Below are 12,724 nucleotides of genomic sequence, written 5' to 3' on the forward strand. Positions count from 1 at the left end.
GACCGTCGCTATACGCCTTCACACCTCCGTCTGCTCCGCCATCTCCAATGCGTCATCGACCTCGATACCTAGGTATCGCACCGTGCTTTCAAGCTTGGTATGGCCGAGCAGAAGCTGAACTGCTCTCAGATTTTGTCCTGCGATAGATCAGCGATGCCTTCGTACGTCTCATCGTGTGGGTGCCGTACATGGCTGGATCAAGGCCAATAGCTTTTATCCACGCTTTGACGATTCGGACGTACTGCCGGGTGGAGAGATGCGCTGAGACGTGTAGCCGGCTTGGAAAAAGACAATCCTCGCTGTGGAGCCGGGCTTCATGTATCCAGGCCTGTAGGGCCAGCCGCGTTTGCTCTGTAATCTCAAACTGCACGGGCCGCTGGGTTTTCTGCTGCATCACTATCGCTCGAGATGACACGTGTTCCCCATGAGCGACATCGCGCACGCGAAGCTTGGTCAGATCACAGGCTCGTAGATGGCTTGTCCTCCATGTGAGGAAGGACAAGGATGGCCAGCTCGACCCAGAGGTGCTGACCGACTCAACGCGGAGAGTCGTCAAGGACAGCTTCCGACCCAAAGCTGCGCTCCGCTAGAGACCTATACCGTGACAGAGGCAACCTGGGCGGTAGCCAATAGCTAAGGTCAGCAGGCCCTAAAGTCCATATAATTCGGGGCGGATTGTGCCATGTTTACCGCTGTTACACGCTCACGTACAGGCTGAAGCAGCCTTGGGCATTGAAGTGTCAGCCAACCTCATCGCTATCAGCAAAGCGCTCCGCGATAGCCTGGAATTGCTCATGGTTGGCCAGGAAAACGTCGCATATATCTGGATCGAAATGCTTGGCACGTCCCTGGCGGATAATCTCCAGCGCCTGATCATGGGACATGCCCTGCTTATAAACGCGCCGGCTGATCAGTGCGTCATACACATCCGCCACCGCCATCAGTCTGGCACTGATGGGAATGTCGTCGGCACTCAGCCCTTCGGGATAGCCGGTACCATCCCACTTCTCGTGGTGGCCGTAGGCGATTTCCTTGGCCAGACGCAGAAACCCCACCGAGGTGCCCAGCTGCTCCTCGGCGTGTCGGATAGCATCGCGTCCCAGCACCGTATGGGTCTTCATCGTCTCAAACTCCTCCGGTGTGAGACGCCCCGGCTTGAGTAGTATGTGATCGGGTATACCGACCTTGCCGATGTCATGCAGCGGAGCAGACTTAAATAGCAGTCGGATGCTCTCATCATCAATGAAATTGCGGAACCTCGGGTGTTCGCGCAGCATCTCGGCCAGCAACCTGACGTAGTGCTGGGTTCGTCGGATGTGGTTGCCCGTCTCATTGTCGCGGGTTTCGGCCAGCGAGGTCATGGCTTGAATGGTCACATCCTGGATAGCCATGACCTCGGCGGTGCGACGCTGCACTTCCTGCTCAAGATAAGCCTTCTGATCTCGTAAGAAGTCGGCGGCTGCCTTGATATTCAACTGGGTTTCCACCCGCGCCAACATGATCGGCGGGTTGATAGGTTTGGTGATGTAGTCCACGGCGCCCATCTGCAATCCGAGGATCTCGTCTTCCATGGTCGCCATGGCGGTGAGGAAGATGATCGGAATATCGGCTGTGCGCGGATCGCGCTTGAGCTGCCCTGCCACTTCATGACCCGACAGGTCGGGCATCATGATGTCGAGCAGGATCAGATCCGGGCGGGGCTCCTGGGCCGCTGCCTTCAACGCGCGCTCGCCGTTGATGGCCACCCGCGTACGGTAACGATCCTTGAGCAGCCCATTGATCAATGTGATGTTCTCTGGCGTGTCATCGACAATGAGGATGATAGGGCCATGGGGGTTGCTCAGGATTTCATTCATGATGTTCCCTCCCGCAGCGTTTGCCGTGCGGCCTCGAAGTCAAAGTTGTTCACCTCATTGCACAGCTGTTCAAAACAATCCTTGCCAAGAACACCCTGCAACGCAGCTGCGTGCTGCTGGACATAATCCGGCGCGACCCCGTCATTGGTCTCCAGCAGCTGCATCAGCGCTTTGGCATGCTGCGTATCGTCGACGCTCGATACTACCGGTGGATCTACCTGGTCACTGCCCAAGGCTCGACGGATCGCCTGCACGGCCAGCGAAAGCGCCTCAATCATTTCACTCACCAAGGCGTCCGAATCGGCGTGTGCCTTTATTGCGGTCTCCAGCTTCCCAGCCATGATTTGCAGGCCGCTGAAACCGAGATTGCCTGCAACACCCTTTACGGCATGGGCTATGCGCTCGGCCGAGGCCCGGTCACCGGCCTGCAGCGCGTTCAGCAACGCCTGCCCTGCCAGCGCCTTTCGCTCGGCAAATTGCCCCAGCAGCTTGAGGTATAGATGGCGATTGCCCGCCACTCGCCTCAATCCGTCGGCGCTATCGAGCCCCGGGATATCCGGCAGCCAACCCTCGCCTGAAGCGGCGCTGGTCGGCTGCTCTACGGCCGACCGAAGTACGACCCAGCGCAGCACCGTGGTGACCAACGCCTGCGGGTCCACGGGTTTGGTCACATGGTCGACCATGCCCGCCTCGATGCAGCGCTCGCGATCCTCAACCCTGGCATGGGCGGTCATCGCAATCACCGGAAGCTTTGCCCAGTGTGGTTCGGCGCGAATACGCCGGGTGGTCTCGACACCATCCATCTGCGGCATCTGCACATCCATCAGTACCGCGTCGTATTGCGCAGCGGCAAGCATGGAGAGTGCCTCGCAGCCATTGCCCGCGACCTCTACCAGGGCACCGGCGGCCTCAAGCAGCTCCCTGGCGATCTGCTGGTTGATTTCGTTGTCCTCTGCGACGAGCAGGCGCACCCCGGCGAGCACCTGCGCCTGCGCAGAGGGTACGGCTGCCGCCACTACGCCTGTTTGTGGCGCGAAGAGGTTGACCAGTATCTCAACCAGCGAGGATTGGTTGACCGGCTTGACCAGAAACGCTCGAACGCCGGCCGCCTGCGCGGCGGCGCGCATTTCATCATGCCCGAATGCACTGACCATGACGGCGTGCAGTGCAGGACGCAGCGCAAGGGCCCGGCGCGCTGTTTCGATCCCATCCATCGTCGGCATATGCCAGTCCACGAACAGCACAAGGAACGGGTCGTCTGCTGTGGCACTGTGCAGGCTTTCCAGGGCAGCCTCGCCGGACGCCACCGCGACCGGCGTAAGCCCCGCTACGCGCAGCATGTCGGAAAGGATCTGACGTGCGGCAGCATTGTCATCGACAACCAATGCACGCGCTCCGGCAAGCTCGGCAGGGACGATCTGGCGCTGAGCCTGCAGTTGCGGGCCAAGCCCAAGCCAGACGCTGAAAGAAAAGGTGCTGCCGTTACCCGGTTCAGAGTCCACCGTAATCGTTCCGCCCATCAGTTCAACGAGGCGCCTGGAGATGGCAAGGCCCAGACCAGTGCCGCCATATTGCCGGGTGGTCGAGCTATCGGCTTGGGCAAAGGCCTGAAAGAGTCGCCCGGCCTGCTCGGGCGTCATGCCAATGCCGGTATCGTGAACATGAACCTGCAGTTGAATTTTGTCCCCGGTGCGGCCCAGGTTGCGGACCACCACCATCACCTGGCCATACGCGGTGAACTTCACCGCGTTGCCTACTAGGTTGAGGATGATTTGCCCCAGTCGCAGCGGATCCCCGACCAGTGTGTCGGGCACGTCCGGCGCTCGGTCGAACAATAGTTCGAGCCCTTTGTCGTAGGCCTTTTGCGCAATCAACGAGGACACGTTGTCGAGCACTGCATCGATCTGAAACGGTACTGTCTCGACGCTGAGCTTGCCGGCCTCGATCTTGGAGAAATCAAGGATGTCGTTGATGATGCCAAGCAGCGAAGTGCCCGCGTTGTGGATCTTCGAGACATAATCGCGCTGCCGGTGGTCCAGCGATGTCTGAAGCGCGAGGTAGGACATGCCGATGATCGCATTCATGGGCGTGCGGATTTCGTGGCTCATGTTGGCCAGGAAATCGCTTTTTGCCCGCGTCGCCTCTTCAGCAATCTCCTTCGCTCGCTGCTGAGCCAGTTCCGCTGCCTTGCGTTCGGTGATGTCGTGAAGCCAAGCAAGCAGCCCTTGCTCACCCTGGATCTGAATAGGCAGGTAAGTGACCAGCATGGTGCGTTCGTACCCGTGCCGGTCGAGCATCTGCACTTCCTGGCCCTTGGCAATGCCATCGTCCGCGAGGCGCTCGACGATGGCCTGGCGATCCTGCCCGTTCACGTATAACTGCAGGGCAGCGTCACCGACACCCAGGCCGAACGTTTCACAGAAACGGGGATTGGCGAAGCGGATCACGCCCTGGGTCGAGAAGGCTATGTTGATCGGACTGGTATCGAGGATCGCCTGCAGCCGCATGCGTTCTTCACTGAGCGCCACCGCTGCCGCATGGTGTTCCGTGACATCACGCATCCAGCTGGCGATCAAGACCTCACCGTGGATCGTCACGAATGATGCGCCCACCAGAACCCAGAGGATCGAGCCATCCTTGTGCAGCAGGCGGGTCTCGAAGTTTTCGACCTTGCCGTTGCATGTCAGCAGTTCAAGGAAGCGTTCGCGCTCGTCAGGGTCAACATACAAGCTGGTGGTGTTGCGCCCGAGCAGGTCCTCAGCGACATAACCGGTCGCCTGCGAAAAGCGTTGGCTGACCTCCCTGACTGCGCCGTTCCGGTCTGCCAGTATCAGACTCGCTGGGCTGGTATCCATGAGCGCTCGGGTGAACGCCTCACGTTCGGCCAACTCCGCAGCAACGCGCTTGCGCTCGTCCACTTCCCGGTTCAGGCGTCGGTTCCATGCAAGCATGGCGCCAAGTAGCAGCAGTACCGCGATAACACCAGGAATTGCCCAGCTCATAACTGCTTTGATATCGAGGCCGTCCTCGCTGAAGGATTCCTCAAACAGCCGATATTCCATCAGCGATACGTGATAGTACTGTCGCCAGCTCGCATCGAGTGGCGAATCGATACGATTGCTGGACTTGAAGAACCGCTCCAGCGCGCGCGCAAGATCCGCAGCGTTGCGCGCAACACCCCAGCCAACGCTGGTCGGTTCGCTGACCGGAAACGCAATGGAGAGACGCTCGGGGTCTTCGCGTGCCCAGCGCAGCGCACTTTCGCTACCCAGCACGGTGAAATCCACCTTTGCATCGGCGACCAGTTTCACCGCCTGATCGGTTGTCGCATAGACCAGCTTCACCGGCTGACTGGAGAGAGGGCCGCGGTTAGCTTCATCGATCCATTGCTCGTAGCCCGTGCCCTTCTGCACTGCCGCTGTCAAGCCACGCAGATCAGCCACCTCATTGCCCAGCGACTGTTTGGAGCGATGGACGATGACGAGATTGCGAACCTTGTAGTAAGGCACCAGCAGCATCTTCGTTTCGCGCCAGGGTACGATCTGCAGGTCATTTGGATAGAGATCACAACTGCCGTCGGCAAGTAGCTTCGGGTCGTAGCTTGCGTCGCGTACGGTTTCACCCCGAGCGTTATGAAACTGCGCATCGAAGCTCGGCAGCTCCGTTACCTGTGGGCGCACCGCGAGTGACCGGGCAAACGCCTCGGCATTGGTCCGATAAAAGGAAGCACTCGAGCCAGCGACGCATATGCGCAGGACGCCGCTTTCCCGAACCTGGGCCAACGTACGCGCTTCCACACATGGGATGGCCAGCGCCAACAAGTTCACCAGCGCAAGCCATATCCTCCAGCGCGCCTTCATGCTCAAAAAGCAACTGCTGGTAGGTAAATGATCATGAGGCACACGACTTATCCCTTCTGAAGGTCCTTTTCACGCGTACTTTGCCGTCCGGCACTTGATCATCAGCGAGGCCCGTCCAGACAGACTTTCGCAGTGTAGGCAGCCCGGAAAGCAAGCGCCAGCGCCTAAACTGGCTAGCCGTAGCGAACCGGTATATCGAAAGGTTGTCATGGATAAAGCGAGTGAGCGTGGGTCCCCGTACGGCTTTCGCCAATGTCCGCAATGGGTCGATATTCTCGACCGGCCGCAATCAGAGCTCACAGTCTAGCCGCCTCGGCAAACTTAGATTTCCAGCAACTTGCCGCCCACCCGACCAAGAAACTCCTCAAGCCGGCTGCGGCTGTAGGTTTTCAGTTCCTTGCTGGTGAGCTGGTCGCGGACATGGGCATCAGCGCGCCGCAGGTAGGTCTCGAACTTCTTGACCTCGCCGGCCTTGAGCCACTCAAGCAGCACCGAGTGGCGGCTGACCTGCTCCAGCAGCTTCTCGTCCGCCGTTTGCTTCGGTTTCGTCGCCATCTTCTCTGTCCAAGTTCACGCCTCCAGCGCCGTGATGGTCGCCGATCAGTTCGGCCTCTTCGTCATAGGGGGGCTCGGGCAGCTTTCCAGTGATCAGATACGGCAATACGTCTCGGCGCTGATGGTTCCGGCCATGACACTCTTCTGCAGCTCAGCCAGCACTTGGGCGTCCACCACCGGCATCACAAACTCCGGCTTGACCTTGAATGCGACTTCGTCCGGGTTGTTTGGACCTCGAAACGAAGGGGCTTGAAAAGCCATTAATTCGCCACCATATCTATAGGGCACATCAAGCATGGAGCTTCACAATGGCAAAAGTTATGTACCCAGCGCGCCTCATCGCGCACATCCAAAATTCTTACCCGACCGTAACTACCGCGTACCCGGACGCCATTGGGACGGCGATGTTCACATTCGCGGACAGGTCGATCTGTAACGTTTTCGAGAATGGAAGCGTAACTTTTCAGGGGAAGGCCAGCCCAATTAGGGCTGAGCTTGAAAAGCAGATTGAAATCCTCAATCGGGGCTAAGTAATACCACTAGCGCAAAAAGGTGCGCCGCACTCACTTGCGGCACACCTCACTTGAACCAGCCAGTAGCCTCTACTCCACAGTCACGGCAGTGCACTACGCCGCTGGCTTGGCCAGGCTTGCGCATGATGAAAAATGTTTCGCTACCGCAGTCGCAGTGGAATGCCTCATCACCTGGCTGCGCGCCGAATGGAAACTTGAACGCTCCGCGATGGGTGCCACACTCAGGGCACTCCAATTGTGTGACGCCTACCGGGGCAGCCGCTACCCATTCATGCCGACAGTTTGCGCAAATGCACTCGCCGGAGGCGTGAGGCCCGTCGCGATCTCGCGGTTTCAGCTCAACCACGTTCATTCGGTAACCATCTTGTGCGCCTCGGCGTGTGCGTGCCCGTGCAACAGGCCAACCAGCAGCCCCCTGCGGAAGGCCGACAGACCTGGCGGCATCAATTGCTTTCACCAGGGCAGCATCGAACTCTGCCACCGCATGGACGATATCCATGTTACCGGAAGCTCATGGCGAATTCGTGTGACGTTGCTCATGACTGCTCCCGCGCCGCGTGACGGCGCATCTCTGTGTTGAGGTGCGAGCAGTGTTAGGCTCTGGGCTAATTCGCCATCCAAGGAAAAGGAAATGAGCTTCGACTGGCACGCTGGACCGATTACCCGCTCTACTCCACTCGACAGGAACTACCGCAACACGCAGAAGGTCCGGCAGTTCCTGGTGAAGGAATGTGGCAGTGGATTCAAGTTCGATCGCGCCTTCATATTTTGGATTAAGAGTGGCACCCCATCCACCATGGGTGATGTCGCAGATGAGTGGTTGCGGACGCACTAACCGCCTCAGCGATGCTGCCCGGTTGTGTGGCGCTCTAACTCAGCTGGAACACATGGCCGCGCCGGGCGACCGCATACAGGACGATCCCCAGCTTGAGGATCACGCCGTACAGGGTGTGCACGTGGCCGTTCATGGTCAGGACGAACGAGCCGAACGCTCCAATGGCCACCAGGTAGAACGCGACAGCCAGCAGCGGGTGATCCATCGGGCGGATGCGCCGCAGGTAATCACAGGCCGCGATCACAACCAGCACGCAGAGGAAGGCGTTCGCGCCGATCAGTACTGAAATCAGTGTCGAGCTCATCAGGTAGCTCCCTTGGCTCCGGACTGACCCACGAGCGACTTCAGTGCCGGATGATGTTCATTGCCAGAAGGCCTATCAGAAAGGCCACGCCGTATTGGGTTTCTCCGCTGGTGCCAAGGTTGAAATAACTAATGGCAAGCGGGGTGCAGAAGACTGCTGAAGCGAAGCCGGTGAAGAAGGCGGCGACCGCCTGGCCCAGGTGAGGCCCCGCAGGAAGGTCAGCGGAAGGATCGCTCCTGCGAAGCCACCAATGATCACGCCGTACTTCACCAGCAGGACGCCGGCAGTCGTGCTTGCTGGTTCGGCCATGTGTGGTTCCTAGAAGAAAAGGCCCGGAAGTTCCGAGGCTTAGAATGTTAATCGTACATCCGTTGATCTGATCGGAAGACAATTCACCTGAACAAAAAACCGCCCGAAGGCGGCTAGCTAGTGATTTATTAGCGCTTTCCAAATTCATCGGGCGCTTCAATCAGCTCAAATGTTCTACTTCACGACTTTCGCGGATCATTTTTGACATCTTTCTCGGCAACCTTGTCGTGCCGACTATAGAGCTCTGCCTTTGAAGCCCGCTCGGTGTTGGCACGCTTGCTTCCCTCCGTCCTTGGGCCTTGGGGAGATGTATTTTCGCCAGAACTTCTTTCACCCTGGCTCGATGTTTTATCTGTCATATAAACCTCTGATGAGCCCGGTTATCCGAGCTCAAATAAATGAATTACTCAGTGAGCGGTCCATCATGGTGTACGCATCTGCCTCCGATCAGTCTCCGATCCTTTATCAAGGCCTGGCTCGTCATCATCGGGAGTGTAACCCAATGGATCATCAGCCCCGAGGAGAGTGCTTGGAGTACAATATATGCTTGAACGTGCGCCGCTACCAAATGCGCCCAGGATGAGCCCAACTATTCTGCTCGCGACTGAACTTTTCCGAATTTGAAGCTTTGGGACGCACAGGGGACTCAGATTCTTGTTCGGGCGTAGTGTCGGAATCTATATAATCGTCCCTATCCTCTGGGCTAGATTTGTCCAAACCCTCACGCTTTTCTGTACCTGCTTCAACTTCCGATTCAGGTCCCGGAGATCCATTTTGTTTGGTAATGTCACTAGACATAAGTACCTCTCAATAACTCAGAAAATCTGAGCTAAAGCGAGTATGCGCCCTAAGGCTGGCATAGGGTAAAATAACAGACCACCGGGACAATTAATAAGACCGGGGCAGTGCTGGGCGGCCCTCTTCGGGCAATAAAAACCCGACTCAGTGGTCGGGTTCTTTTGTGTCGTACTCCGCTTGCCATCGACTCCAGGCAGCTTTGGCATGGCCCAGGTCAGGATGCGCATTGGCGAAAGCGATCCGGGGCCGGCGAGCGACAGGTGCGCGTCAGCTCCTCGATGGCCGCATGCTTGCGGTCAACGTGAGTGGAGTACTTCGCCACCAATTGGCGCCAGTGCGATGCGCTCAGGCTCTTGTGCAGCCGGCTGAACACCATGCAGTCGATGAGGAATGCCGCTTCCTTTCCCAAGATGGCGCCCTTCTGCTTGGCGGCCTGGACCTTCGGCTCAAAATCGCAACCGCCAGTGCGATTGATCGTCTCGGCCGCCAGGGCGCGCACTACCGCTGCCAAAACGCTCTGATACTTCATTGTTTGCCCTCTGCCCGCTTGGCCTTACTCAAGATGAATTCTTCGTAACTGCGCTTGCGGCGCACTGCGCCTGCCCAGGACAGCGCCACACCGGACACCACCATGAGGGTGGCCATAATCAAAAACCCCCACGCTGGCGTCATGCCGCTGCCCTCCGCAGATCCTTTAGTTTTTGCCTGTACAGGGCCTTGATGGCCTGCAGGTCTTCGATGGTCAGGCGCTGGGGCTTATGAGGCCCTTCGAGCCAATCAACCTGGTCGGCGCCGATGCGCCTCATCAGCCGGATGCGGTATTCGTCGGCATTGCCCGACAGGTTCCGGTTGCACTTCACGCACTGGCGGTGGACGTTGAGCGGTCCGAAGCGCAGCTCTGGGCAAGCGCCCACTGTCCGGTAATGACCAGCGTCCCAGCGGCTCCCTGTGATGAGGTCGTGATCGCTCGACAGCGAGTCGCAGCTGATGCATGCAGGCCGGCGTCACGCTCGCGGACATGAGCGTTGAACGCGGTCTGCGCCTCGGCCATGTGCTCGCGGCGGGTCTTCAGCTTCTCACGGCGCTCCTGCAGGTCCTGGCGGGCCTGCTTGGTGATGCCCTTGGCTGCGACCTTCTGCAGCTTGGGGTCTTTGGCCATGGCCTTGGCACAGGCGATGCTGCACACCTTCTGCGTGGTCATGGTCGGCTTGAAGGGCTTGCCGCAGCCTGGGGCCTTGCACTTCTTCGGCTACGCGCATGGCGCGGCCTCCTTCGATTTTTGCTGCTCGGGTTCGAAGTCGCCGCGCAGGGGCATGAGTTGGCTGGGGCGGCACCAGTTGGTGTGCACCGGGAAGGGTTCCCAAAGCCAGCTAGCTGTTCCACCATTCCATCACCGCGTACGCAGACCGGGTGATCATCCAGTGGTGGGCACTCAACCTCGACTACCTCGACGACTTTTCCGATGTTCTGCTCGCAGCGAGGCCCCGCGGATACTATGAGAGCCAAGTCGCCCGGCTTGAATTGATGGCTCATGCCGCCTCCTCGCTGAGCAAGTCGCTGAAAACCACACCCTGCGGCGCGAATTCGGCCACGATGCGGTCGGTGTACTGACAGCCCTGGGCTCGATCGAACAGCCGGGTCACAGGGAAGCCATCCGGCCCGAACATCGCGCACGGCCCCATCAGGCGAAGCTTCACCTCATAGGGGAGATGGATGAACGAATCGGCCCAGCCAGTGCGGAACTCATCGCAGCCGGCGCGCATGATCGGCACGCCGAAGTGCAGCTTGCAGTACCGGCGAACATCCTCGATGTCGCCCATCTCGGTGCTCTTGGCGATCCGGTCGTACATAGCGAACCACAGGGCGTTCTGGTCCAGGGTCCGGTCCTTGCCCGGGCGCATGCTGAGCACGACGAACTTGTTGTCGCGGAACATGCGGGTGTACGAGAACTTTTCTCGGTGCAACCAGGTATTCGCAGCATTCTACGAGTTCGCCTTCTACACGGGCACGCGCACGGGCGAAATCATGGCGCTTCGCTGGGACGAGATCGATTTCGAGAAGAAGACAGCACACGTCTGCCGGATCGTCGTGGAGAAGCAGGTGGTCGAGCGGACCAAGACCAAATACACCCGCACGGTAATGCTGAACAGCCGCGCCTTGGTCGCTGGCCAGGGCCAAGGAAATCGCTCACTACAGATCGAAGCAGAAGCGACGAGTCTCGACCGAATCGCCATTCATCTTCCAACCGTCGGGTTCATCACTACACATCACCGTGCCCGAGTCGGCGGGCAAGCACTTCAACCAGGCGGTCGAAGCGAAGGGGCTCAAACACCGCCCCCAGTACAATTGCCGGCACACTTATGCCACGATGTGCCTCATGTCAGGGATGAATCCGGCGTTCATTGCAGGGCAGCTTGGTCACTCGGTACAAGTCCTCCTCTCCACCTACGCGAAATGGCTAAATTCTGCGAACGATTGGGCTGAATTGGCGAAGCTTGAGACGAACGTAATTGGTACAGAATTAGTACAGGATTAAATTTCCTTCACCTTGCGCCCTTTAGTCATAAGGCATTCGACAGCAATTCAGCCATACTCCAGAATGCAGCGGTTTTTTGGGGGAAAACCCTTGCACAGCCAACGACATACCAACTTTTAGTGAGCCTCAACGTGAAAACATCCCTGTCCATCCTCAGCCTGCTGCTGTTGCTCACAGGTACCGCGACCCTCCCGTCGACCGCTGCTGCACAATCCCCGGCCCAGGTTCAACGTGACCCGTCCAAGCTGCACCTGGCGTCGGGTAGCGCTTTGCTGATCGATCTGAACACCAACCAGGAGCTGTATTCGAACCACGCCGACCGCGTGGTGCCGATCGCCTCGGTGACCAAGCTGATGACCGCGATGGTGGTGCTCGACGCCAAGCAACCGATGGATGAAATGCTCACCATGACCATCGCCAACAACCCGGAAATGAAAGGCGTGTATTCGCGTGTGCGCCTGGGCAGCCAGCTGGACCGCCGCGAAACCTTGCTGATTACCCTGATGTCGTCTGAGAACCGTGCGGCCAATACCCTGGCCAACCACTACCCGGGCGGCTACCCGGCGTTCATCAAGGCGATGAACGCCAAGGCCCGTAGCCTGGGCATGGCGCACACCCGCTACGTCGAACCGACCGGCCTGTCGACGCAGAACGTGTCCACCGCCCGCGACCTGGCCAAGCTGCTGATGGCCTCGCGCAAGTACCCGATGCTGAGCGAGCTGTCGACCACCCGCGAGAAGACCGTGGCCTTCCGCAAGCCCAACTACACCCTGGGCTTCCGCAATACCGACCACCTGGTGAACAAGAGCAATTGGGACATCAAGCTGACCAAGACCGGCTTCACCAATGAGGCCGGCCACTGCCTGGTGCTGCTGACCCGCATGGACAACCGCCCGGTGGCCATGGTCATCCTCGATGCCTTTGGCAAGTACACCCACTTCGCCGATGCCAGCCGCATGCGCCAGTGGCTGGAAACCGGTGTTGCCAAGCCGGCACCGGCAGTGGCCATGCAGTACAAGGCGGAGCGGCAGAACAAAGGGCGCCTGGCGGCAGAATGACGGCGCTTGGCGACAGCGCTGTTCAAGTCAAGGGCGAGAGTTTGTCGAAAGAGGGATTGCGCCTATCCGATCGAGCGCCG

10 protein-coding genes and 4 pseudogenes are annotated in these 12,724 nt (G+C 58.9%); 3 read left to right on the top strand and 11 right to left on the bottom strand.

The window, feature by feature from the left end; translation table 11 throughout:
* Positions 1–18: 18 nt before the first annotated feature.
* From B4L76_RS06175 to B4L76_RS06195, 5 genes and pseudogenes are all read right to left on the bottom strand, one after another.
* Positions 19–478: pseudogene (locus B4L76_RS06175) on the bottom strand (tyrosine-type recombinase/integrase); the annotation flags it as partial.
* Between the two features lie 262 nt (positions 479–740).
* Positions 741–1,856 (bottom strand): HD-GYP domain-containing protein, encoded by a 1,116-nt coding sequence (locus tag B4L76_RS06180; protein ID WP_296231220.1) that lies wholly within the window; start codon positions 1,854–1,856, stop codon positions 741–743.
* Positions 1,853–5,716 (bottom strand): response regulator, encoded by a 3,864-nt coding sequence (locus B4L76_RS06185; RefSeq protein ID WP_296231237.1) that lies wholly within the window; start codon positions 5,714–5,716, stop codon positions 1,853–1,855. The genes B4L76_RS06180 and B4L76_RS06185 overlap by 4 nt, the downstream gene beginning before the upstream one ends.
* Positions 5,717–6,037: 321 nt before the next feature.
* Complete coding sequence (locus tag B4L76_RS06190; RefSeq protein WP_296231222.1) at positions 6,038–6,271, bottom strand: hypothetical protein; 234 nt, start codon at positions 6,269–6,271, stop codon at positions 6,038–6,040.
* A 93-nt stretch (positions 6,272–6,364) separates the two neighbouring features.
* Positions 6,365–6,568, bottom strand: a complete 204-nt coding sequence (locus tag B4L76_RS06195) for a hypothetical protein (RefSeq protein WP_296231223.1) — start codon at positions 6,566–6,568, stop codon at positions 6,365–6,367.
* Between the two features lie 867 nt (positions 6,569–7,435).
* Between B4L76_RS06195 and B4L76_RS06205 the strand changes: the two genes are divergently transcribed.
* A complete protein-coding gene (locus B4L76_RS06205) occupies positions 7,436–7,639 on the top strand; it encodes a DUF6434 domain-containing protein (protein WP_296231224.1) in 204 nt (67 codons plus the stop codon).
* Positions 7,640–7,673: 34 nt separating this feature from the next.
* On the opposite strand, the gene B4L76_RS06210 is transcribed toward B4L76_RS06205, so the two are convergent.
* The 6 genes and pseudogenes from B4L76_RS06210 to B4L76_RS06235 form a co-directional block, all read right to left on the bottom strand.
* Complete coding sequence (locus B4L76_RS06210; RefSeq protein ID WP_296231226.1) at positions 7,674–7,943, bottom strand: hypothetical protein; 270 nt, start codon at positions 7,941–7,943, stop codon at positions 7,674–7,676.
* Positions 7,943–8,252 (bottom strand): annotated as a pseudogene (locus B4L76_RS06215) (peptidase M48, Ste24p). Before B4L76_RS06215 ends, B4L76_RS06210 begins: the two are co-directional and overlap by 1 nt.
* A 965-nt stretch (positions 8,253–9,217) precedes the next feature.
* Positions 9,218–9,579, bottom strand: a pseudogene (locus B4L76_RS06220) (hypothetical protein); the annotation flags it as partial.
* Positions 9,576–9,722, bottom strand: a complete 147-nt coding sequence (locus B4L76_RS06225) for a hypothetical protein (protein WP_296231228.1) — start codon at positions 9,720–9,722, stop codon at positions 9,576–9,578. The pseudogene B4L76_RS06220 and the gene B4L76_RS06225, both read right to left, overlap by 4 nt.
* A pseudogene (locus tag B4L76_RS06230) lies at positions 9,719–10,299 on the bottom strand (recombination protein NinG); the annotation flags it as partial. The pseudogene B4L76_RS06230 and the gene B4L76_RS06225, both read right to left, overlap by 4 nt.
* 280 nt (positions 10,300–10,579) lie before the next feature.
* The gene (locus tag B4L76_RS06235; protein ID WP_296231229.1) at positions 10,580–10,984 is read right to left on the bottom strand and encodes a hypothetical protein; all 405 of its coding nucleotides are present in this window, start codon (positions 10,982–10,984) and stop codon (positions 10,580–10,582) included.
* Between the two features lie 4 nt (positions 10,985–10,988).
* Between B4L76_RS06235 and B4L76_RS06240 the strand changes: the two genes are divergently transcribed.
* Together B4L76_RS06240 and pbpG are read left to right on the top strand one after the other, a co-directional pair.
* Complete coding sequence (locus B4L76_RS06240) at positions 10,989–11,534, top strand: tyrosine-type recombinase/integrase (protein ID WP_296231230.1); 546 nt, start codon at positions 10,989–10,991, stop codon at positions 11,532–11,534.
* A gap of 183 nt (positions 11,535–11,717) precedes the next feature.
* Positions 11,718–12,644, top strand: a complete 927-nt coding sequence (gene pbpG, locus B4L76_RS06245; RefSeq protein ID WP_296231231.1) for a D-alanyl-D-alanine endopeptidase — start codon at positions 11,718–11,720, stop codon at positions 12,642–12,644.
* The last annotated feature ends 80 nt before the right edge of the window (positions 12,645–12,724 follow it).

It is taken from the genome of Pseudomonas sp. UBA4617 (assembly GCF_002386445.1).
Taxonomy (GTDB): Bacteria; Pseudomonadota; Gammaproteobacteria; order Pseudomonadales; family Pseudomonadaceae; genus Aquipseudomonas.

Excerpts from the sequence above, each read along its gene's own strand:
- B4L76_RS06180 (WP_296231220.1), bottom strand. The coding sequence starts at position 1,856 with ATGAATGAAATCCTGAGCAACCCCCATGGCCCTATCATCCTCATTGTC.
- B4L76_RS06185 (WP_296231237.1), bottom strand. The coding sequence starts at position 5,716 with ATGAAGGCGCGCTGGAGGATATGGCTTGCGCTGGTGAACTTGTTGGCG.
- B4L76_RS06190 (WP_296231222.1), bottom strand. The coding sequence starts at position 6,271 with ATGGCGACGAAACCGAAGCAAACGGCGGACGAGAAGCTGCTGGAGCAG.
- B4L76_RS06195 (WP_296231223.1), bottom strand. The coding sequence starts at position 6,568 with ATGCTTGATGTGCCCTATAGATATGGTGGCGAATTAATGGCTTTTCAA.
- B4L76_RS06205 (WP_296231224.1), top strand. The coding sequence starts at position 7,436 with ATGAGCTTCGACTGGCACGCTGGACCGATTACCCGCTCTACTCCACTC.
- B4L76_RS06210 (WP_296231226.1), bottom strand. The coding sequence starts at position 7,943 with ATGAGCTCGACACTGATTTCAGTACTGATCGGCGCGAACGCCTTCCTC.
- B4L76_RS06225 (WP_296231228.1), bottom strand. The coding sequence starts at position 9,722 with ATGACGCCAGCGTGGGGGTTTTTGATTATGGCCACCCTCATGGTGGTG.
- B4L76_RS06235 (WP_296231229.1), bottom strand. The coding sequence starts at position 10,984 with ATGTTCCGCGACAACAAGTTCGTCGTGCTCAGCATGCGCCCGGGCAAG.